The organism is Klebsiella sp. 28 (assembly GCF_018223905.1).
Lineage (GTDB): Bacteria > Pseudomonadota > Gammaproteobacteria > Enterobacterales > Enterobacteriaceae > Klebsiella > Klebsiella pneumoniae.
In genome coordinates this window covers 83,554-101,476 of record NZ_JAGRQY010000021.1, presented here as the reverse complement: position 1 = coordinate 101,476, position 17,923 = coordinate 83,554, and the positions used below count along the sequence as shown (strand labels likewise).

Genomic DNA, 17,923 nt, shown 5'->3' with positions numbered 1-17,923 from the left:
TCAGTCAGGATCAGGAGAGGAAATTAACACCCTGTTTTAAGACCAGATCGCAGGCTTTGGTTTTTACCTGTTTCGCCAGCGAGCTATTGCCGAGCGTATTCAGGTCCAACTGCTGGCCGTTTTTGCTGTTGAGCAGCCCCTGCAGGCCATCCAGATAGCTGGTGTCCTGTTTTTGTTTTTCCGGCGTGCTAAGCCCCAGTTTATCCAGCACCTGATTTTTGACGTTATCGGCGCTGGTCACGGAGGCCAGCTTCTGTTTCGCGCAATATGACAGGATCCCGGCCGCATTATTCATGCTGCTGGCGGTCAGGGATTGGCTGCTGCCGTTAAGCAGGCTGGTTAGCGAGGAGACGGACATGCCGCCGCTGGCCTGGGCGTTACTGCCGCTGAGCTGGCTGGCAGCGCTGTTAAGGGAATCCTGCCAGGAGGCGGCGTGGGCGTCAGAGAGGGTAAACGCGCTAACGGCAAGCGCGGCAACAACGCTATTTTTAAACGATTTCATAGACGGACTCATAAGCGTGACTGAATAATCGCTTTAGTATAACGCCGTCGTCGCCCGGAAATCTCTTAATACTCCTTGCCTGTAACGCGGTGCCGGTAACTTTCCCAATTGAAGATAACCCACAGGCTGTTGCCGAGCCGCATACGGTCCATCACCCGCTCGCCGAGCAGTTTGTTCATCTCTTCCATATTGCTGTTGGTGAGCATCCCGGTAGGTCGTTTGGAGGATGAGCGCCGGTCAACTATCTGATTGATAATGACCTTTTCATAGCGAGACTCTGTCTGCATACCAATTTCATCGATCACCAGCAGGTCGACCATGCTGAGGTCGTTAAGCAACTGTTCTTCGCTCGTTTCCCGGTTGCCGAAGGTATCTTTCATCGCCGACATAATATCGGCCACGGTAATGATTAAGACCGACTTCCCGCGCAGCAGCAGCTCGTTGCAAATGGCTGCCGCCAGGTGGTTTTTGCCAGTGCCCGGTTTACCGGAGAAGATAAAGCTGGCGATATTGCCATCGAACTCTTCCACGTACTGGCGCGCCCGGGCGAGCGCATTCATCTGCCCCTCGCACTCGACGCGATAGTTATCAAAGGAGCAGTTCTGATGCAGCGGGCGGATCCCCGAGCGGTTGAAGGTGCGCTGCATTTTCATCGCGCGATTCTCTCGCTCCAGCGCTTCGGAACGCAGCCGGCCTTGCTCTTTTTGCCAGGCCAGCAGCTCTTCGCCGGTTTTAAACGCCGGTTCAATATGTGCCGGCATCATTTTCTGCAGGCGTTTCATCAGGTCGCCAACGTTTTTCATGCTCATCCTCGGAAACCTCGCGGAATATGGCTGTCGGGTTCGCTAACGCTGTTCACATCGCGCTTCGGCTGTCCGCCGTTGCTGGCGCGACTGATTTGCACGCTACGCGCCAGCTTCTGCTGCCACTGCACGTGGTGAAAGACTTTACCTTCCGCCTGCCAGTAAGCGACGAAAGCGGCCAGCTCTTCAGGGGTAACCGGCTGGCTCAGGGCAATGCCCCACAGCGCGGCCAGGCGCTGAAAATCGGCGTCAGGCTGCCATCCGGCGTACATAGCAAATTTGCCCATCGGCACCGCAACCGGCGCCGCGGCGGGCTCCTCGAAAAACTGCGGGTCAAGCGCGATGTCGCTGCCGGGGCGCGCCAGCCTGGCTTCCAGCTCCAGCAGTTGCGCCAGCCGCGCTGGCGTCAGCGCATAGAATGCCGGCGCGTTATTGGCAAAAACGGCAACGGTGCCGTCAGTCGATTTTGCCAGCAGCGCCGCGTGCTGCTGGAGGAACTCTTCCAGGCCGCTAAAATGGGAGGTTAAAATTCGCGAAGACATAACTCTATCTCAACTCTGAACTGCAAAGAGTGGGGTGATCTGCACATAGTAGCACAGAGGCCATCGCGGAAGGAGCGTCGCGGATTAACCGCGACGTCGGGGTTAGACGCGAGGACGCTTACGATACAGCCACAGGCCGGGTATCGACAGGCCAATCGAAAGGGCGCCCACAATCGAAGAGGCCTTTAAAAAATTGCTCAGCAGCAAAATCATCATCTCTTCCGAATAACCAAAATGACTGATTTTTACCGCGGAAATCATCGCCGTGTAGGCTGAGATGCCAGGAAACATCGGGATCACGGCGGCGACGGTAAAAATCTTCGGATGCGCCAGATACCAGCGCGACCATTGAATGCCAATGCTGCCCACCAGCAGAGCGGCGAGAAAGGTGGCCCATTCAATGTTAAAACCGGCGCTCATCATGATCATACGCGAGCCATGGCCAATCGCCCCCAGCAGCGCGCACCAGCGCAGAGCGCGCTGAGGGACATTAAAGACCATCGCAAACCCGACGGCGGGGATCGCCGCCAGCAGCATGTCTTCCGCCAGCGCAAAAATAAATGAGATTATGCCCATCCGCGCAGCCCCCATACGGTCATGGCCATCACCACGCCAATACAGGTGGCGAGGGTTAGCAGGCTGGCGATCGCCCAGCGGGCGAGTCCGGTATTGATATGCCCTTTAAACATATCGGCGACGGCATTGATTAATGGAAAACCCGGGACCAGCAGCAGGACGCTGGCGGCCATGGCAATGGTCGGCGTGCTGGCAAACGCCGGGAGGCGCAGCAGCAGCCCGGAGATGGTGGTGGCGACAAAGGCGGTGATGCAGAAGTTGATCTGCGGATGCATGGAGCGATGGGTCAGCACCTGGCGAATGTACATGGCTACCGTGCTGGCGCAGAAGCTGACCAGCGCCCCATCCCAACCGCCGTTATTCAGTTTGCAGAAACAGGCGCAGGAAAGACCCACCATCAGCACCAGCAGCCAGCGCGGATAGCGCAGGGGAACGATCTGCGCAAAACGCTTCTCGACGTCGCGATAGTCCAGCAGCTTATGCTCGGCGAGGATCACAATGTGCTGCACTTCCGTCACCACATGCATATTAATGCCGCGATCGACATTTTTGCGCGTAGAGGTAAGACATTCGCCATTTTTAATGGTGGTCAGGACGATGGCATTCGAAGAGATGGCGCTTTCAACGCTGTCCATCCCCAACGCCAGCCCGAGACGTGTTGACAGTTCCTCCACCAGCGCACTCTCGGCGCCGTGCTGTAACAGAAAAAGACCACACTGGATGCATAAACGTGTGATTGCCCGCTGCTGTGTCCGATCAACCTGCATACTTCCTCTATTGTCCACGACGCCTGGTATCTGCCGATACTTTAACCTGAAGCGCAGTGGCGGCTGAGGGGGGTGGGATCAAATAATGTGCAAAAATTCCCGGTCTGCGGGGCGGCAGAATTTGAAGCATCCCACACTTTTGCCAGTTTGGTGAAAAGTGCAATTTTTGTCGCCATTCATCCCTTCTTTTTCCCCACTGACTTATCAAAAATGCAGAAAAGCACTTTTATTAAACAAAAATTATACAAATAATTAACCCTGCAAGAGTGAGACATCCCTATGAAGACACAGGTCGCGATTATTGGCGCGGGCCCCTCCGGGCTGCTGCTGGGGCAGTTGCTGCACAACGCCGGGATCCATACCGTGATCCTTGAGCGTCAAACGCCGCAGTATGTGCTGGGGCGCATCCGCGCGGGAATTCTGGAAAGCGGCACCGTCGATCTGCTACGCGAAGCGGGCGTGGCGCAGCGGATGGATGCCGAAGGCCTGGTGCATCATGGGGTGGAGTTTCTGTTTGACGGCCAGCGGGTGCCCGTCGCACTGAGCGAGCTAACCGACGGTAAGAGCGTAATGGTTTATGGCCAGACCGAAGTCACCCGCGATCTGATGGCTGCCCGGGCCGCCAGCGGCGCGCCGATCGTCTATGGCGTGAGCGAGGTGGCTATCCATGACGCCAAAAGCGACCGGCCGACGATCACCTACCTCAGCGAAGGGGAAACCTGCCGTCTGGAGTGCGATTTTATTGCCGGTTGCGACGGTTTCCACGGCGTATCGCGGCAAAGTATTCCAGCTGGCATTTTGCAGACCTACGAGAGCGTGTGGCCGTTTGGCTGGCTAGGCCTGCTGGCGGATACGCCGCCGGTCAATCCGGAGCTTATTTATGCGCACCATCAGCGGGGGTTTGTATTGTGCAGTCAACGCTCACTGACTCGCAGCCGCTATTATCTGCAGGTTCCGCTGAGCGATAAGGTTGAAGCATGGTCGGACGAGCGCTTCTGGCAGGAGCTGAAAAGCCGCTTGCCGGAGGAGCTGGCATCCAGGTTAGTGACTGGTCACTCACTTGAGAAGAGCATTGCCCCCCTGCGTAGCTTCGTCGTGGAGCCGATGCAATATGGGCGGTTGTTCCTGGTGGGGGATGCGGCGCATATCGTTCCGCCAACCGGGGCGAAAGGATTAAATCTGGCGGCATCGGACGTGAACTATCTGTGGCGGATTCTGCGCGAATACTACCATCGTGGCCGCAGCGATCTGCTGGCGGCCTACTCGCAACTGGCGCTGGATCGGGTCTGGAAAGGGGAACGCTTTAGCTGGTTTATGACCCGCCTGCTGCATGATTTTCCGGATCAGAACGCGTTCGACGCTAAAATGCAGGCCGCCGACCGCCGCTACTATCTGGGCTCGCGCGCCGGGCTGACCACCATCGCGGAAAACTACGTGGGCTTGCCCATGGAGCGTGTCGCCTGAATTAAGAGGAGTCATCATGCCGTTCGTTCAAACCGTGCCCGTATTTAAGCTGTATGGCGAAGAGTGCGGCTGGCCGACGCCGGACCTGCTGCACTGTGAGTCGATTTTACAGCGCAGCAGCCTGTATCAGTGGCATATTCGCGTCCATCAGCATGCGGAAATGGTCCAGCTTCTCTATCTGCATCAGGGGCGGGCGGAGATCGAAATTGAAGGCGCCACCGCGGTGATGACGGAGTCCTGCATCCAGGTGGTTCCCGCCCTCTGTATTCACGGGTTTAATTTTTCACCCGGGACGCAAGGGTTTGTGCTCTCTCTGGCGCTGCCGCTGCTGAGCCGGTTTGAAAATCAGTTCGGTCGCCCTCTGGATGTGCTTAGCGTGCCGCAGTGTGTGCCGGTGGGCCGTTCTCGCGGGCGCATGCATACGCTGTTTTCAGCGCTTCGCGAGGAGTACTGCGAAGAGCACGATGCGCGAGAAATGATGCTCTATTCGCTGCTGGGGACGCTGTTGGTCTGGCTGAACCGACAGTGCCATCCCGCGTCCCCCGCTGAAGATAAAGCGGAGCGGAAGCGCAGCATGATGCGTCACTTCGCCCGCCTTATCGAGAGCCACTACCGACAGCATCTCCCGTTGGCGGAGTATGCGAAGCTGATTGGACTGTCGGTTACGCACTTAAATTATTTATGTCGTGAGTTTTATGGCTGTAGCGCTCTTGGAGTATTGCATCAGCGGTTGATGCTTGAAGCGCGACGCAATCTGCAGTACACCCGCATGACGATTACACAACTCTCTGATTATTTGGGGTTTAGCGATGCAGCCTATTTTTCGCGTTTTTTCCGTCGCTATAGCGGTATGTCACCCAAAGCATTTAGAGAAACAATTAAAGATAATGCTTCATAATGTTCAGTACTGAAATTATTTTTGCTAAATAATGTTTTTATCTTTTCTAATTTATTAGCGCAGGAACGTCTGTGTTAATATTAATCGCAAGTATACACGGCAATAATATTTTACACGGTATGACCACGGTTCGGTCGTTACGTATATCGTGTGCGCAGGCCATGAATATGATTTTAATATTCATCCAGGAAATGATATGGCGATAAAGTCGCTCGCCGATCGTTTGCAGGCAAGCGAAGGAACTTCGACAGGAAGCGGAGGTGTTATGTTACCAGGACAAGGTAAGTTTGGCGTCGTTATTAGTAAAATTCCCGTCATGCAATCAGGGTTAAAGGTGATCTTCAATGAGAACCTCCCTGATTACGAACTGAGTTTTTGTCGTTCTCATGATGAGCTCACCCTTTTACAACTGCGGCGGGCGGTGCTGGTTGTCGCGGATATCTCCGGCGAGATTGCGCACCCCCGAGCCGTCTGCGAGCGTTATTACTCCCTCATGACTCAGTACCGTGATATTCACTGGGTTTTTATGGTCAGCGACAGCCTCTATCCGTTGGCCGTTGAGCTATTAATTCGTCCTGAAAGCTCGTTGATCTCCGAGAGCGAGCCGGTTAACCGGCTGATTGAGGTGATTTGCGCCGGTAGCCGTGCGGCTGAACAGATTAGCCGTACGCTGTTTGCCGGGGATGAGGACAGCGATTTCGCAAGCTACCACTCTGCGGCGATGCTCACTCTTTCAGAGCGTAAAGTTCTGCGCCTTCTGGCGAAGGGGTGGGGAATAAACCAGATCGCCGCGCTGTTGAAAAAGAGTAATAAGACGATCAGCGCGCAGAAAAACAGCGCAATGCGTCGCTTATCGCTACGCAGCAACGCTGAAATGTATGCCTGGATCAACAGCGCGCAGGGAATGCAAGAGCTGAATATCAATTCAGCTTACGGGGAGCAAATGGAATGGAAAAAAATAGTACAACCCGCCATGTCGCCATCGTAGAAAAATGCGTGATGACGGAAATGGCATGGCGCTATATCTTTAGTCGTGAAGATAATCGCCGTTATCATATTCATCTGTTTAAAAATGTCAGTATGCTCAGGGCGGCGGAAATACCGTTTCCCTGGTCAACCATTATTTTTTCTCTTTCGGGAAGTCGTTCTTCACGAGCCGAGAGTCTGCTCTTTGTTCATGAAATGGCGCGGTGCCGGCCGGAAGTCCAAACGATTATTCTGGCTAATAATGAAAGTGAAATGCACCTGATCGGCCATCTTATGCCGGCCTGTTTGCACGGCATACTGAATAAATCCGCGCCGCGACGCGGGCTACAGGAGCGTTTGCTGCAGCTACTGGACAATCATCATCTCAGCGGCAGCGAACAATTTTGCGACAGAGAGGCGTGCAACGATCCGCTAAGCCCGACGGAGCACGCCATCCTTCGGTATATGTCGTGGGGATATTCGCTTTCTGATATTGCGATACAGCTCAACCGGAATATTAAAACGATCCGCGCGCATAAGTTTAACGCCATGACCAAGCTCGGAGTTCGCTCAGACATTGGTTTATTAAACGCGGCGGATATCCTGTTGCATTTACCGCTCAATAGTACGACCAGCGCCGTTAAACAGGTAGCGTAATGCGGCTATAAACACACATCTACCCATGTTGCATCGGTGAGCTGCGCCATGCGTTCTGGTTCAATGCGAACCGCGCTATGGATGGCTCCCGCTGCGGGTAGTACTTCCTGATAATGTCTGAGAGAGACGTCGCAGTAGACTGCCAGCGGATTTTCCAGACCAAACGGGCAAACGCCGCCGACCGGATGACCGGTCCAGGTAACCACTTCATCGCTGCTTAGCATGCGTGCTTTCGCGCCAAAGGTCTCTTTCAGCTTTTTATTATCCAGCCGCGCATCGCCCCTGGCGACGATCAGTACAATCTTATCTTTGATCTTGAGCGACAGCGTTTTGGCAATTTGCCCCGGCTCAACGTTGTGTGCGGCAGCGGCAAGTGCGACGGTGGCGGTACTCTGATTTAACTCAATAATTTCGATATCGGGGGCGTGTTCGGCAAAAAACTGCCGTACAGACTGCAGACTCATTGGATTCTCCTGATTTAAGCCTGGTTAAATCTGTCACAAGCCTGGCGGAGTGTAAATATCAGCGCGGACAATCCAGATTCTTTCTATTTTGTCGATCTCCTTCACAATCGCCGTAACCGGTTACTGTAACCGGTTGCGGTTATCTGCATTGAGATGAATACTGGAACAGTCACTTCTCCTTTTATTTATAACAAAAGAGCCGTGTATGAATCGTTGCCTCATGAGCAGTATAGCCGGTTGCACATCCGCCAGCGGCCTGCTGCGTCAAAAAGCGGTCATCGTAACGGCAGGGTAATCGTTGTTGGGCCAGTATCAATAGCCTGTCAGGAGGGCTACTATGTCTGCTAACCATGCTGCGTTTAATTTGATATTTCGCTTTGTAGAAAATTACATAAGCCCCATAGCAGGGCGGATCTCGTCGCAGCGCCACGTCATGGCTATTCGTGACGGATTTATCTCAGCGATGCCGTTTATGATCGTCGGATCGTTCCTGTTAGTGTTTGCTTATCCACCGTTCTCACCGGATACCACTTGGGGTTTTGCCCGCGCCTGGCTGGATCTGGCGAAAGAGTTTGAGGGGCGTATTCTGACCCCCTTTGATATGACGATGGGGATCATGTCGATCTACATTTGCGCGGCAATCTCCTATAACCTCGGTAAGCATTACGAGAAATGCAATCAGCTCGATCCCTTTATGTGCGCAATGCTGTCGATCATGGCCTTTTTGCTGATTGCCGCGCCGAAGACCAATGGCACGCTGCCGGTGGATAGCCTCGGGGGGACCGGGATCTTTACCGCCATCCTGGTGGCGATCTACTGCGTGGAGATGATGCGTTTCTTGAAAGCGCACAACATTGGGATCCGCTTGCCGGACCAGGTTCCGCCAATGATCAAAAACTCGTTTGATCTGTTGATCCCGGTGCTGGTGGTCGTGCTGACGCTCTATCCGCTGAGCCTGTTTATCCAGCACCATTTTGACATGCTGATCCCGCAGGCCATTATGGCCATTTTCAAGCCGCTGGTTTCGGCAGCCGACTCTCTGCCGGCAATTCTGTTGGCGGTGCTGATCGGCCACCTGCTGTGGTTTGCCGGGATCCACGGTGCGGCGATCGTGTCCGGGATGCTGCAGATGTTCTGGCTGACTAACCTCGGTATGAACCAGCAGGCGCTGGCCCAGGGCGCGCCTCTGCCGCATATCTTTATGGAGGCGTTCTGGACCTTCTTTATCGTGGTCGGAGGTTCCGGGGCGACCATGGGACTGGTGTTCTGTTATCTGCGCAGCCGTTCAGCGCATTTGCGCTCCATTGGTCGTTTGAGCGTGGTGCCAAGCCTGTTCAATATCAACGAGCCGGTGATCTTTGGGACGCCTATCGTTATGAACCCAGTGTTCTTTATTCCGTTCCTGCTGGCGCCGATGGTGAACGCGGTACTGGCCTGGGCGGCAATGAAGCTGGATCTGATTGGCCGCGTCATCTCCGTCGTACCATGGACGGCGCCGGCGCCAATTGGCGGCGCCTGGGCGCTGGGCTGGGATTTCCGGGCGGCGATTCTGGTCATTGTTCTGGCCTGCGTGTCGGCAATCATCTACTTCCCATTCTTTAAGGTATATGAGAAACAGCTGCTTGCTCAGGAAGCGGAAGAGGCCGAGCGGGCGGAGCATGAGAGTCAACAGACCGCATAAATAGCAACGGGCGGTAAAGGCCGCCCGTTACTTTTCAGGTAAGTGGTAATTATTTAAGCGTACAGTCGCCGCACTGTTGGACATCCGGCAGGCGATAGCGCTGACAGCAGGTGCGTCGGACTAACTGCCCTTCACGCAGCATCACCGTTCGCCACAGCGGGTTATCCTGGCCATCGGCGAGTTGTTTTTCAAAAAAACAGTGCTGACGTAGCGCGGCAAGCCGCTCATCACCCAGCAGCGCGCGCATTTCCCCAAGATACCAGTTAATCAGATAGCCGGTATTGCTCCAGATAAGTTTGCTATTGATTTCGCCCGTCGCTGCCAGCGCCTCAACAACCGGCTGCAGGGTGCGCGTTACCAGGGCATCCATTCGCGCCTGCGGTGAAAGCCTCTCGATATCGGCATCGCTATGCACATCAATCCAGAAGCAGGCCGCCCGGCCGCTTTCATGAAACTCGACATGGAAATGTTCTGGCGCCAGGCTGAGGCCTTGCGGTTCATTGAGCAGCGCCAGCATCAGCGGCGGCACCAGCAGGCCGATATACCATTGTGCCCAGAGCGAGAGCAGAGGCTTCTGTTCCCGAGGCAGCGTCGGCTGATGACGATAGATATGATCGGACCAGGTGGCCAGCAGGGAGCGCAAGGCGATGGGTTGCGACCATTCGGCAAGCGTTAACGCGTGCCGTGGGGCGGGTTCGTCAAGTTGCAGGAAATCAAGCAGGTGTGGGCGCAGGGTGGCGATTTTTTCCCGAATACTCTCCGCCAGGGCATGCTCAGCCGTCGGCAAAGGAGCCCGCCAGATAAGTTCATCGCTGAGAGGAAGGGAACGCCAGGCCATTCGATTTCCAGATACAAATCTAAATGATAATGATTACTGATATTAGTTGCTTGCAGGCGGCATGGCAAGGCTTTTATCGGCGCCGCGATGTCGCAGCGCGCGCAGGTCAACTGGCAAGAATAATGTTGCGGCCTTTATTTTTGGCCTCATAGAGTGCGCCGTCGGCGCGCGCCAGCGCTTGTTCAATGTTGTCATTAATGAGCGGCGTCAGGCCAATACTGATGGTGACGTTGGTGGCGACGCTTTCATTAAACATATGCGGGATCTTCAGGTCATAGACCCGCTGACGTATACGTTCGGCTGTCTTCCAGGCCGTTTCTTCGCTGCTATTGGTCAGCAGCACCATAAACTCCTCTCCACCAAAGCGGGCGACAATATCGCGTGAGCGTACAGCGTTGCGAATGGCAGCTGAGACGCGAATAAGCGCCTGGTCACCCATCATATGACCATAGTGATCGTTATAGGCCTTGAAGTGATCGATATCGAGGAGCAGCACGTAGTGGTTGTCGCCGTCCAGCGCCAGCAGGGTATCGAGGCGGTTCTGCAGTCCGCGGCGATTATACAAACCGGTCAGGGGATCGAGCATACTGAGATCGTTGAGCGTATTGCGTTCATGCATCAGTTTATCCATTAAACCCTGCGTAAAGGCATCGCTGCGCTTCTGGATAATATTTTGCAGGGTAATACCGGCTATAGGCAGCATAAAGCAGTAAGTCATACGCAACCATTGTTCCCCCTCCGCCATTATCAGGCAGGCAAGGAAAGTTGGTAAAGAGTGGAGGGTAAAGGCAGTGATATTATTGGAAAAAGCGATGGTGCCGATAAACAGAATGCTTAATAGGGCGATCACCAGATAGTTAAAATGCGGCGGTGTCAATAGCATCGCTTTTGTCACTACGTGCCATGCCCATAGCATGCCAAATAACAACGAGATAGTGGGAATATTTATTTTCGATTGCGGCCATTTCCAGTGCCAGAGCAGCAGCAGCCCGCTGCAGACGACGATCAGGGCGCAGGGCAGCGTAAAACGAACTACCGTAAATAGGGGGGTGACCAGCGACAGCGAGGAAGAAATGAAATTAAGCAGTAAAAAAAGCCGTAAGGAATATTGATATTTTTGTGCGTAGTGTGCTCGCCAGGTTTGTGCAGTCATATCGGAAGAATCATTATTAGTCGTTAAATTTCAAAATGATGAAAGCCAAAAATGAAGAGTCTGATAACAATGTGCAAAAAAAGGTTATTTGCAAAATAAGCAAAATATTTAATATATATCGATAATCCGCTTAATTTATCACCTTCATGAATGTATGTCATTACCGCGAACGTAAAGAAAAAGGGGCAGAGCACGTCGCAAATGACAAATGATAAAGATTATCATATGATATTGGTTATCATTATCGTTGTAAGAGGTGAAACCATGCTGCAGCGAGCATTAGGAAGCGGCTGGGGAGTGATGATTCCCGGCGCGCTAATTGTCGCTCTCGGGTATGCCGGAGTGTCGGCTGACGTATGGCGGGTACTGGTCGCGGTGGGCATGCTGATGTCCGCGGCGATGATCTGGCATCGTCAATTGCGCCATTTTATCCTGCTGCCATCGTGTGTCGCGTTGATCGGCGGAATAATGCTGATGATTGTGGATATTAAACTGAGAGGATAATGCCGGGAGAGGGAAGAATATTGGTGCGAGGGGGGGGACTTGAACCCCCACGTCCGTAAGGACACTAACACCTGAAGCTAGCGCGTCTACCAATTCCGCCACCTTCGCACAGTATTCTTTCTTTGAGATATTGCCTCGTTGGTGCGAGGGGGGGGACTTGAACCCCCACGTCCGTAAGGACACTAACACCTGAAGCTAGCGCGTCTACCAATTCCGCCACCTTCGCCCAGTGCGAGCAATATCTTCGTGGATTATGGTGCGAGGGGGGGGACTTGAACCCCCACGTCCGTAAGGACACTAACACCTGAAGCTAGCGCGTCTACCAATTCCGCCACCTTCGCATACCATCGATACTCTGAAAGTATCGTTACCACGGAGGCGCATTCTAGTGGTTTTCGGCGACACGTCAATAGTTAATTATGCAGGTTGTATCGATTGCTGCAAAAATGGGCGGATTTGCCCGCGGGAAGCGCCAGCGGTACCAGGAGCGGGCCGCCGGCGTGAAAAGACGATTATTTTTTCGCCTGACGGGTCATAATGGTGCGATAGACCTTAAAGCGCCCGGTCTGGGCGATCACCTCATGGAAGCCGAACGTCTCATCCAGCACCTGCGGATACGGCAGGAAGGCGTTGGCGACAATGCGCAGCTCGCCGCCGCTGTTCAGATGGCGAACCGCGCCGCGGATCAGCGCCTGGGCGGCTTCGAGACTGGTCTGCAGGCCGTCATGGAATGGCGGGTTGGAGATGATCATGTCGAAGCGACCATTGACCTCGGAGAAGACGTTGCTGGCAAACACATCGCCAGCCAGGCCGTTGGCGGCAAGCGTCGCGCGGCTGGCTTCAACCGCCGGGGCGCTGACGTCGCACAGGGTGAGGCGCACTTTCGGTGAATGGCTGGCCAGCGCGGCGGCCAGCACGCCCGCGCCGCAGCCGACGTCCAGCACTTTCCCTTTGGTATGCGGCTCGAGGGTGGAGAGCAGCAGCTGGCTGCCGACGTCCAGACCGTCGCGGCTGAAGACGCCCGGCAGGGTTTTTATCGTCAGATTATCCAGTGTGTATTCGCCCCAGAATGCGTCGGCGTCGAAGGTCGGCTGCTTTTCCAGACGGCCATGATAGAGGCCACAGCGGCGGGCGCTATCCACTTTGTTTAATGGCGCGTATTCAGCCAGCATCTGCTCCGCGCTGCGGACGCCGCTGCGGTTTTCACCGACGACGAAAATGTCGCTTCCCACCGGCAGCAGAGAGAGCAGGTTCATCAGCTGGAACTGCGCCTCTGGTTTGTTCTTTGGCCAGTAGTAGATCAGGGTGTCGCATTCGGCGACGTCAGCGGCCTCAGCCACTAAGCTAAAACGGACGGTGTCACCCATCTGGCGGTTGAGGACCTGCCAGTGGTGGAACTGTTGGGTGTGGGCGCGGCTGGCCGCGGTATCCAGACGCGCAGGCAGGTCATCCTGCAGGTCACCGGCAAACAGAACGCGGGCGGACTCGAAATCATCACTGTGGCGCAGCAAGACTTCACTTGCCGGGGTAAAAGCGGACATGAAACACTCCTTCATTAAGACTGGCGCCGATTATAGTAGTTTGTTGGCGCAGATACGACGGATTTGCTATATTGCGCGCTTGTTTAACAGGAGTGTTTCGCTATGACATCCCGACGAGACTGGCAATTACAGCAGCTGGGCATTACCCAGTGGTCGCTGCGCCGACCGGGGGCGTTGCAGGGCGAAATCGCTATCTCGCTTCCTGAACATATTCGTCTGGTGATGGTGGCGGAAACCCCGCCGTCGCTGACAGAGCCGCTGATTGGCGACATATTACGCGCGCTGGCCGTGACGCCAGATCAGGTCCTGCAGCTGACTCCGGAGCGGGTGGCGATGCTGCCGCAGGACAGCCGCTGCAACAGCTGGCGGTTGGGCACAGAGGCGTCGCTGCCGCTGGCGGGCGCCCAGGTGTCCACCCCCGCTTTTGATGAACTCCAGACCAGCGCGCCGGCTCGCAGGGCGCTCTGGCAACAAATCTGCGCACATGAACACGATTTCTACCCTCAGCACGGCTGATTTAACCAAAGCCTGGCACATCGAAAAACGCGCCCACGCTTTCCCGTGGAGCGAACAGACTCTGGCCAGTAACCAGGGGGAGCGCTATCGCAACTATCAGCTATCGGTAGATGGCGAAATGGCGGCTTTCGCCATTACGCAAGTGGTGCTGGATGAGGCGACGCTGTTCAATATCGCCGTCGATCCCGCGTACCAGCGCCGCGGCCTGGGGCGAGCGCTGCTGGAGCATGTCATTGATGAAGTCGAAAAACTCGGCGTCGTCACGCTGTGGCTGGAGGTGCGAGCATCCAACGTTGCCGCCATCGCGCTGTATGAGAGCGTAGGCTTCAATGAGGCAACCATCCGCCGCAACTACTATCCTACGACCGACGGACGCGAAGACGCCATTATTATGGCTCTGCCAATCAGTATGTAACACAAGGTGATACGATGAAATGGGACTGGATTTTCTTTGATGCCGATGAAACGCTGTTTACGTTTGATTCTTTCAGCGGCTTGCAGCGGATGTTTCTCGACTACAGCGTGACCTTTACCGCCGAAGATTTTCAGGACTATCAGGCCGTGAACAAGCCGCTATGGGTGGATTACCAAAACGGCGCCATCACCTCGCTGCAGCTGCAGCACCAGCGTTTTGACAGCTGGGCGGAACGTTTGAATGTGCCGCCCGGGGAACTCAACGACGCGTTTATGAATGCGATGGCGGAAATCTGTGCTCCGTTGCCGGGCGCGGTCTCGCTGCTCAACGCGCTGCAGGGCAAGGTCAGAATGGGCATCATCACCAACGGCTTTACCTCGCTGCAGCAGACTCGTCTGGAGCGCACAGGTTTACGCGATCACTTTGATTTGCTGATTATTTCTGAACAGGTGGGTGTCGCCAAGCCGGACGCGCGTATTTTCGATTATGCACTGGCGCAGGCGGGTAATCCACCGCGCTCGCGGGTGCTGATGGTCGGCGATACCGCCGAGTCGGATATTCGCGGCGGCGTGAACGCCGGACTGGCGACCTGCTGGCTCAATGCGCATCAGCGCGAGCTGCCGGCGGACCTCGAGCCGGACTGGACGGTGACCTCGTTAAGCGAACTGGAGCAGCTCCTGTGTAAACACTGATTGCCTCCCCCCCGTTGATGGGTAAAATAGCCGCAATTTTTCGTATTCCACATGCGTGGCCCATGGCCGCGTTTACTTAGAAGATTAATTATGACGTTGTCTCCTTATCTGCAAGAGGTGGCCAAACGCCGCACTTTTGCCATTATTTCTCACCCGGATGCCGGTAAGACCACCATCACCGAAAAGGTGCTGCTGTTCGGACAGGCGATTCAGACCGCCGGTACAGTAAAAGGTCGTGGTTCCAGCCAGCACGCGAAATCCGACTGGATGGAGATGGAAAAGCAGCGTGGTATCTCGATCACTACCTCGGTAATGCAGTTCCCGTATCATGACTGCCTGGTGAACCTGCTGGATACCCCGGGGCACGAAGACTTCTCCGAAGATACCTACCGTACCCTGACGGCGGTGGACTGCTGCCTGATGGTGATTGACGCGGCAAAAGGCGTCGAAGATCGGACCCGTAAGCTGATGGAAGTCACCCGTCTGCGCGATACGCCGATCCTCACCTTTATGAACAAACTTGACCGTGATATCCGCGATCCGATGGAGCTGCTGGATGAAGTCGAGAACGAGCTGAAAATCGGCTGCGCGCCGATTACCTGGCCTATCGGCTGCGGCAAGCTGTTCAAAGGCGTTTATCATCTCTACAAAGACGAAACCTACCTGTATCAGACCGGTAAAGGCCACACCATCCAGGAAGTGCGTATCGTGAAGGGGCTCAACAACCCGGATCTCGACGCGGCGGTGGGGGAAGACCTGGCGCAGCAGCTGCGTGACGAGCTGGAGCTGGTGCAGGGGGCGTCGAATGAGTTCGACAAAGATCTGTTCCTGGCCGGGGAAATCACCCCGGTCTTCTTCGGAACCGCGTTAGGTAACTTCGGCGTTGACCATATGCTGGATGGCCTGGTGGAGTGGGCCCCGGCGCCGATGCCGCGCAACACCGACACGCGTGAAGTCACCGCCACGGAAGAGAAATTCACCGGCTTCGTGTTTAAAATTCAGGCCAACATGGATCCGAAACACCGCGACCGCGTGGCTTTCATGCGGGTGGTGTCCGGCAAATATGAAAAAGGCATGAAGCTGCGTCAGGTGCGTATCGGCAAGGACGTAGTGATTTCCGACGCGCTGACCTTTATGGCGGGCGATCGCTCGCACGTTGAAGAAGCGTACCCAGGCGATATCATCGGCCTGCATAACCACGGCACCATTCAGATTGGCGATACCTTTACCCAGGGCGAGATGATGAAGTTCACCGGTATTCCGAACTTCGCGCCGGAACTGTTCCGTCGTATTCGCTTGAAGGATCCGCTGAAGCAGAAACAGCTGCTGAAAGGGCTGGTTCAGCTCTCTGAAGAGGGCGCGGTCCAGGTCTTCCGCCCGATCGCTAATAACGATCTGATCGTTGGCGCCGTCGGCGTGCTGCAGTTTGACGTGGTGGTAGCGCGTCTGAAAAGCGAATACAACGTGGAAGCGATTTACGAATCGGTCAACGTGGCCACCGCGCGCTGGGTTGAATCTACTGACGTGAAGAAGTTCGAAGAGTTCAAGCGGAAAAATGAAGTTCAGCTGGCGCTGGATGGCGGCGATAACCTGACCTACATCGCCCCGACAATGGTCAACCTGAACCTGACGCAGGAGCGTTACCCTGACGTGGTGTTCCGCAAAACGCGCGAGCACTAATCCCTGACGAAGCGCGGCGCAGGCCGCGCTTTTTTCTGATTACGCCCCCGTTCCCTTCCTTCTGGAAAGTTCTTAAAACACCGCTAATTCGTCTGTTTTTTATCCATATCCTCCGCAACCCCTTCGTCTGTCTACTATATTTAATTCGTGTTTTTAAAAATGCTGGCGTAATTCACTGCGATAAGACGCCAGCGCTGGTGAAAAAACGAGGACATAACGATGACCAGACTAAAGAATGCCAATATGTTGTTGGCGCTCTTCTTAGGCTTAGCCGCGTTGAACGCCTCGGCAGAGACGGAAAAAACAACGGTAGACAGTGCGAAGTCGGCTGCCAGCAATGCGGGAGAGGCGGTAGATAATTCGATTAACAAAGTCGGCGATTTTATGGATGACAGTACCATTACCGCACGGGTAAAAGCGGCGCTGATCGACCATAAAGATATTAACTCCGGCGATATTTCGGTGAAAACGGAGAATAAAGTGGTCACCCTCAGCGGAGACGTCACCAGTGCTGAACAGAAAAGTCAGGCACTGAGCGTAGCGAAAGAGGTCAAAGGCGTCTCACACGTTAACGACAAGCTGACGGTCCATCATAAATCATCGAGCGAGACGGCGACGCTGAAAGGCTATGCCGGTGATACCGCCATTACCAGCGAAGTGAAAGCCAAGCTGCTGGCGGATGACATTGTCCCTTCGCGCAATGTGAAAGTCGAAACCAACGCCGGCGCGGTACATCTGACCGGTACGGTGGCTTCCGCGGCGCAGGCGGAGCGTGCCGCAGAGATTGCGAAAGCGGTCTCCGGTGTGAAAAGCGTGCGCAACGATCTTAGCGTTAAGTAAACCGAGTTATTAACAAAAGTGTTGTCTGGCCAAGGTTGCCGAACGAATAGCAGCATCCACTGAGCGATGAGCTATACAGAAAGGGTGCGCAAACCGCTGTTCACCGTCCATTATGGTAAGGAGAAAAGTATGTTTCGATGGGGAATTATTTTTCTGGTCATTGCATTAATTGCTGCGGCTCTGGGCTTTGGTGGTCTGGCGGGTACGGCCGCTGGCGCTGCGAAAATCGTCTTTGTCGTCGGGATTATCCTGTTCCTGGTGAGCCTGTTTACAGGACGCAGACGTCCTTAGGCGGCCCGCGATGCGGGCGATACTGAAGCCTAAGCATTTTTACTGACACGTCATCTTACACAAAGCCAGTCCTGAGGACTGGCTTTCGCGGTTTAAGCGGCGGGCAAATTGCGTTACCTTGTCAGGAGAAGAT

General features: G+C 54.8%; 23 protein-coding genes and 3 tRNA genes. 12 read left to right on the top strand and 14 right to left on the bottom strand.

The window, feature by feature from the left end:
* Positions 1–10: 10 nt before the first annotated feature.
* The 6 genes from KHQ28_RS04180 to KHQ28_RS29460 all read right to left on the bottom strand — a co-directional run bounded on the left by KHQ28_RS04180 (position 11) and on the right by KHQ28_RS29460 (position 3,366).
* Positions 11–502, bottom strand: coding sequence for a DUF2501 domain-containing protein (locus tag KHQ28_RS04180; protein ID WP_032418071.1), 492 nt, complete (start codon positions 500–502; stop codon positions 11–13).
* A 65-nt stretch (positions 503–567) separates the two neighbouring features.
* The gene (gene dnaC / locus KHQ28_RS04175; protein WP_002887623.1) at positions 568–1,305 is read right to left on the bottom strand and encodes a DNA replication protein DnaC; all 738 of its coding nucleotides are present in this window, start codon (positions 1,303–1,305) and stop codon (positions 568–570) included.
* A gap of 2 nt (positions 1,306–1,307) precedes the next feature.
* The gene (dnaT, locus tag KHQ28_RS04170) at positions 1,308–1,847 is read right to left on the bottom strand and encodes a primosomal protein DnaT (protein ID WP_002887624.1); all 540 of its coding nucleotides are present in this window, start codon (positions 1,845–1,847) and stop codon (positions 1,308–1,310) included.
* A gap of 102 nt (positions 1,848–1,949) precedes the next feature.
* Positions 1,950–2,423 carry a threonine/serine exporter gene (locus KHQ28_RS04165; protein WP_002887631.1) on the bottom strand — a complete coding sequence of 158 codons (474 nt, stop codon included), beginning with the start codon at positions 2,421–2,423 and terminating at the stop codon, positions 1,950–1,952.
* Entirely contained in the window at positions 2,414–3,190 is a 777-nt protein-coding gene (locus tag KHQ28_RS04160; protein WP_004146059.1) for a threonine/serine exporter ThrE family protein, read from the bottom strand. The genes KHQ28_RS04165 and KHQ28_RS04160 overlap by 10 nt, the downstream gene beginning before the upstream one ends.
* A gap of 41 nt (positions 3,191–3,231) precedes the next feature.
* Positions 3,232–3,366, bottom strand: a complete 135-nt coding sequence (locus KHQ28_RS29460; RefSeq protein WP_254910869.1) for a hypothetical protein — start codon at positions 3,364–3,366, stop codon at positions 3,232–3,234.
* A 103-nt stretch (positions 3,367–3,469) separates the two neighbouring features.
* On the opposite strand from KHQ28_RS29460, the gene pobA reads away from it, so the two are divergent.
* The 4 genes from pobA (at position 3,470) to bglJ (ending at position 7,175) form a co-directional block, all read left to right on the top strand.
* Entirely contained in the window at positions 3,470–4,654 is a 1,185-nt protein-coding gene (gene pobA / locus KHQ28_RS04155; protein ID WP_004146953.1) for a 4-hydroxybenzoate 3-monooxygenase, read from the top strand.
* A gap of 16 nt (positions 4,655–4,670) precedes the next feature.
* Positions 4,671–5,552 (top strand): helix-turn-helix domain-containing protein, encoded by an 882-nt coding sequence (locus KHQ28_RS04150; RefSeq protein WP_002887643.1) that lies wholly within the window; start codon positions 4,671–4,673, stop codon positions 5,550–5,552.
* Between the two features lie 265 nt (positions 5,553–5,817).
* On the top strand, positions 5,818–6,540 hold the full coding sequence (locus KHQ28_RS04145; RefSeq protein WP_002887645.1) for a LuxR C-terminal-related transcriptional regulator: 723 nt from the start codon (positions 5,818–5,820) through the stop codon (positions 6,538–6,540).
* Positions 6,501–7,175 carry a DNA-binding transcriptional activator BglJ gene (gene bglJ, locus KHQ28_RS04140; protein WP_002887647.1) on the top strand — a complete coding sequence of 225 codons (675 nt, stop codon included), beginning with the start codon at positions 6,501–6,503 and terminating at the stop codon, positions 7,173–7,175. Before KHQ28_RS04145 ends, bglJ begins: the two co-directional genes overlap by 40 nt.
* A gap of 5 nt (positions 7,176–7,180) precedes the next feature.
* On the opposite strand, the gene KHQ28_RS04135 is transcribed toward bglJ, so the two are convergent.
* Complete coding sequence (locus tag KHQ28_RS04135; RefSeq protein ID WP_004151383.1) at positions 7,181–7,639, bottom strand: YbaK/EbsC family protein; 459 nt, start codon at positions 7,637–7,639, stop codon at positions 7,181–7,183.
* A gap of 337 nt (positions 7,640–7,976) precedes the next feature.
* Here KHQ28_RS04135 and KHQ28_RS04130 point away from each other — a divergent pair, with 337 nt between their 5' ends.
* Positions 7,977–9,320, top strand: a complete 1,344-nt coding sequence (locus tag KHQ28_RS04130; RefSeq protein WP_032418070.1) for a PTS sugar transporter subunit IIC — start codon at positions 7,977–7,979, stop codon at positions 9,318–9,320.
* Positions 9,321–9,369: 49 nt separating this feature from the next.
* Here KHQ28_RS04130 and fhuF read toward each other — a convergent pair whose 3' ends face one another.
* From fhuF to KHQ28_RS04115, 3 genes are all read right to left on the bottom strand, one after another.
* Positions 9,370–10,158, bottom strand: a complete 789-nt coding sequence (gene fhuF, locus KHQ28_RS04125; protein ID WP_023159267.1) for a siderophore-iron reductase FhuF — start codon at positions 10,156–10,158, stop codon at positions 9,370–9,372.
* A gap of 106 nt (positions 10,159–10,264) precedes the next feature.
* Positions 10,265–11,311: a GGDEF domain-containing protein gene (locus tag KHQ28_RS04120; protein WP_002887653.1), complete on the bottom strand. Its 1,047-nt coding sequence runs from the start codon at positions 11,309–11,311 to the stop codon at positions 10,265–10,267.
* Positions 11,312–11,334: 23 nt separating this feature from the next.
* Positions 11,335–11,505 (bottom strand): hypothetical protein, encoded by a 171-nt coding sequence (locus KHQ28_RS04115; protein WP_004221147.1) that lies wholly within the window; start codon positions 11,503–11,505, stop codon positions 11,335–11,337.
* 70 nt (positions 11,506–11,575) lie between these two features.
* Between KHQ28_RS04115 and KHQ28_RS04110 the strand changes: the two genes are divergently transcribed.
* Positions 11,576–11,815: a DUF1435 domain-containing protein gene (locus tag KHQ28_RS04110; RefSeq protein WP_002887654.1), complete on the top strand. Its 240-nt coding sequence runs from the start codon at positions 11,576–11,578 to the stop codon at positions 11,813–11,815.
* 21 nt (positions 11,816–11,836) lie between these two features.
* Here the strand turns inward: KHQ28_RS04110 and KHQ28_RS04105 are convergent.
* From KHQ28_RS04105 to rsmC, 4 genes are all read right to left on the bottom strand, one after another.
* Positions 11,837–11,923, bottom strand: a tRNA-Leu gene (locus KHQ28_RS04105).
* A 31-nt stretch (positions 11,924–11,954) separates the two neighbouring features.
* Positions 11,955–12,041, bottom strand: a tRNA-Leu gene (locus KHQ28_RS04100).
* 28 nt (positions 12,042–12,069) lie between these two features.
* Positions 12,070–12,156 (bottom strand) — tRNA-Leu (locus KHQ28_RS04095).
* A gap of 171 nt (positions 12,157–12,327) precedes the next feature.
* A complete protein-coding gene (rsmC, locus tag KHQ28_RS04090) occupies positions 12,328–13,356 on the bottom strand; it encodes a 16S rRNA (guanine(1207)-N(2))-methyltransferase RsmC (protein ID WP_004177499.1) in 1,029 nt (342 codons plus the stop codon).
* A 102-nt stretch (positions 13,357–13,458) separates the two neighbouring features.
* Between rsmC and KHQ28_RS04085 the strand changes: the two genes are divergently transcribed.
* From KHQ28_RS04085 to KHQ28_RS04060, 6 genes are all read left to right on the top strand, one after another.
* Complete coding sequence (locus tag KHQ28_RS04085) at positions 13,459–13,872, top strand: DNA polymerase III subunit psi (protein WP_004146046.1); 414 nt, start codon at positions 13,459–13,461, stop codon at positions 13,870–13,872.
* Positions 13,841–14,287: a ribosomal protein S18-alanine N-acetyltransferase gene (gene rimI, locus KHQ28_RS04080; protein WP_009309163.1), complete on the top strand. Its 447-nt coding sequence runs from the start codon at positions 13,841–13,843 to the stop codon at positions 14,285–14,287. The genes KHQ28_RS04085 and rimI overlap by 32 nt, the downstream gene beginning before the upstream one ends.
* Before the next feature lie 14 nt (positions 14,288–14,301).
* A complete protein-coding gene (yjjG, locus tag KHQ28_RS04075) occupies positions 14,302–14,979 on the top strand; it encodes a pyrimidine 5'-nucleotidase (RefSeq protein WP_004146044.1) in 678 nt (225 codons plus the stop codon).
* A 90-nt stretch (positions 14,980–15,069) separates the two neighbouring features.
* On the top strand, positions 15,070–16,659 hold the full coding sequence (prfC, locus tag KHQ28_RS04070; protein WP_002887711.1) for a peptide chain release factor 3: 1,590 nt from the start codon (positions 15,070–15,072) through the stop codon (positions 16,657–16,659).
* 219 nt (positions 16,660–16,878) lie between these two features.
* A complete protein-coding gene (osmY, locus tag KHQ28_RS04065; RefSeq protein ID WP_004146042.1) occupies positions 16,879–17,499 on the top strand; it encodes a molecular chaperone OsmY in 621 nt (206 codons plus the stop codon).
* A 129-nt stretch (positions 17,500–17,628) separates the two neighbouring features.
* The gene (locus KHQ28_RS04060) at positions 17,629–17,790 is read left to right on the top strand and encodes a DUF1328 domain-containing protein (protein ID WP_002887716.1); all 162 of its coding nucleotides are present in this window, start codon (positions 17,629–17,631) and stop codon (positions 17,788–17,790) included.
* Positions 17,791–17,923 lie beyond the last annotated feature (133 nt).

Bases quoted from the DNA above. Each gene is read 5' to 3' on its own strand.
- fhuF (WP_023159267.1), bottom strand. From the start codon at position 10,158: ATGGCCTGGCGTTCCCTTCCTCTCAGCGATGAACTTATCTGGCGGGCT.
- KHQ28_RS29460 (WP_254910869.1), bottom strand. From the start codon at position 3,366: ATGGCGACAAAAATTGCACTTTTCACCAAACTGGCAAAAGTGTGGGAT.
- KHQ28_RS04130 (WP_032418070.1), top strand. From the start codon at position 7,977: ATGTCTGCTAACCATGCTGCGTTTAATTTGATATTTCGCTTTGTAGAA.
- KHQ28_RS04120 (WP_002887653.1), bottom strand. From the start codon at position 11,311: ATGACTGCACAAACCTGGCGAGCACACTACGCACAAAAATATCAATAT.
- KHQ28_RS04150 (WP_002887643.1), top strand. From the start codon at position 4,671: ATGCCGTTCGTTCAAACCGTGCCCGTATTTAAGCTGTATGGCGAAGAG.
- dnaC (WP_002887623.1), bottom strand. From the start codon at position 1,305: ATGAAAAACGTTGGCGACCTGATGAAACGCCTGCAGAAAATGATGCCG.
- rsmC (WP_004177499.1), bottom strand. From the start codon at position 13,356: ATGTCCGCTTTTACCCCGGCAAGTGAAGTCTTGCTGCGCCACAGTGAT.
- yjjG (WP_004146044.1), top strand. From the start codon at position 14,302: ATGAAATGGGACTGGATTTTCTTTGATGCCGATGAAACGCTGTTTACG.
- KHQ28_RS04180 (WP_032418071.1), bottom strand. From the start codon at position 502: ATGAAATCGTTTAAAAATAGCGTTGTTGCCGCGCTTGCCGTTAGCGCG.
- KHQ28_RS04085 (WP_004146046.1), top strand. From the start codon at position 13,459: ATGACATCCCGACGAGACTGGCAATTACAGCAGCTGGGCATTACCCAG.
- prfC (WP_002887711.1), top strand. From the start codon at position 15,070: ATGACGTTGTCTCCTTATCTGCAAGAGGTGGCCAAACGCCGCACTTTT.
- KHQ28_RS04110 (WP_002887654.1), top strand. From the start codon at position 11,576: ATGCTGCAGCGAGCATTAGGAAGCGGCTGGGGAGTGATGATTCCCGGC.
- dnaT (WP_002887624.1), bottom strand. From the start codon at position 1,847: ATGTCTTCGCGAATTTTAACCTCCCATTTTAGCGGCCTGGAAGAGTTC.
- bglJ (WP_002887647.1), top strand. From the start codon at position 6,501: ATGGAAAAAAATAGTACAACCCGCCATGTCGCCATCGTAGAAAAATGC.
- KHQ28_RS04135 (WP_004151383.1), bottom strand. From the start codon at position 7,639: ATGAGTCTGCAGTCTGTACGGCAGTTTTTTGCCGAACACGCCCCCGAT.
- KHQ28_RS04145 (WP_002887645.1), top strand. From the start codon at position 5,818: ATGTTACCAGGACAAGGTAAGTTTGGCGTCGTTATTAGTAAAATTCCC.
- osmY (WP_004146042.1), top strand. From the start codon at position 16,879: ATGACCAGACTAAAGAATGCCAATATGTTGTTGGCGCTCTTCTTAGGC.
- KHQ28_RS04160 (WP_004146059.1), bottom strand. From the start codon at position 3,190: ATGCAGGTTGATCGGACACAGCAGCGGGCAATCACACGTTTATGCATC.
- pobA (WP_004146953.1), top strand. From the start codon at position 3,470: ATGAAGACACAGGTCGCGATTATTGGCGCGGGCCCCTCCGGGCTGCTG.
- rimI (WP_009309163.1), top strand. From the start codon at position 13,841: ATGAACACGATTTCTACCCTCAGCACGGCTGATTTAACCAAAGCCTGG.
- KHQ28_RS04165 (WP_002887631.1), bottom strand. From the start codon at position 2,423: ATGGGCATAATCTCATTTATTTTTGCGCTGGCGGAAGACATGCTGCTG.
- KHQ28_RS04060 (WP_002887716.1), top strand. From the start codon at position 17,629: ATGTTTCGATGGGGAATTATTTTTCTGGTCATTGCATTAATTGCTGCG.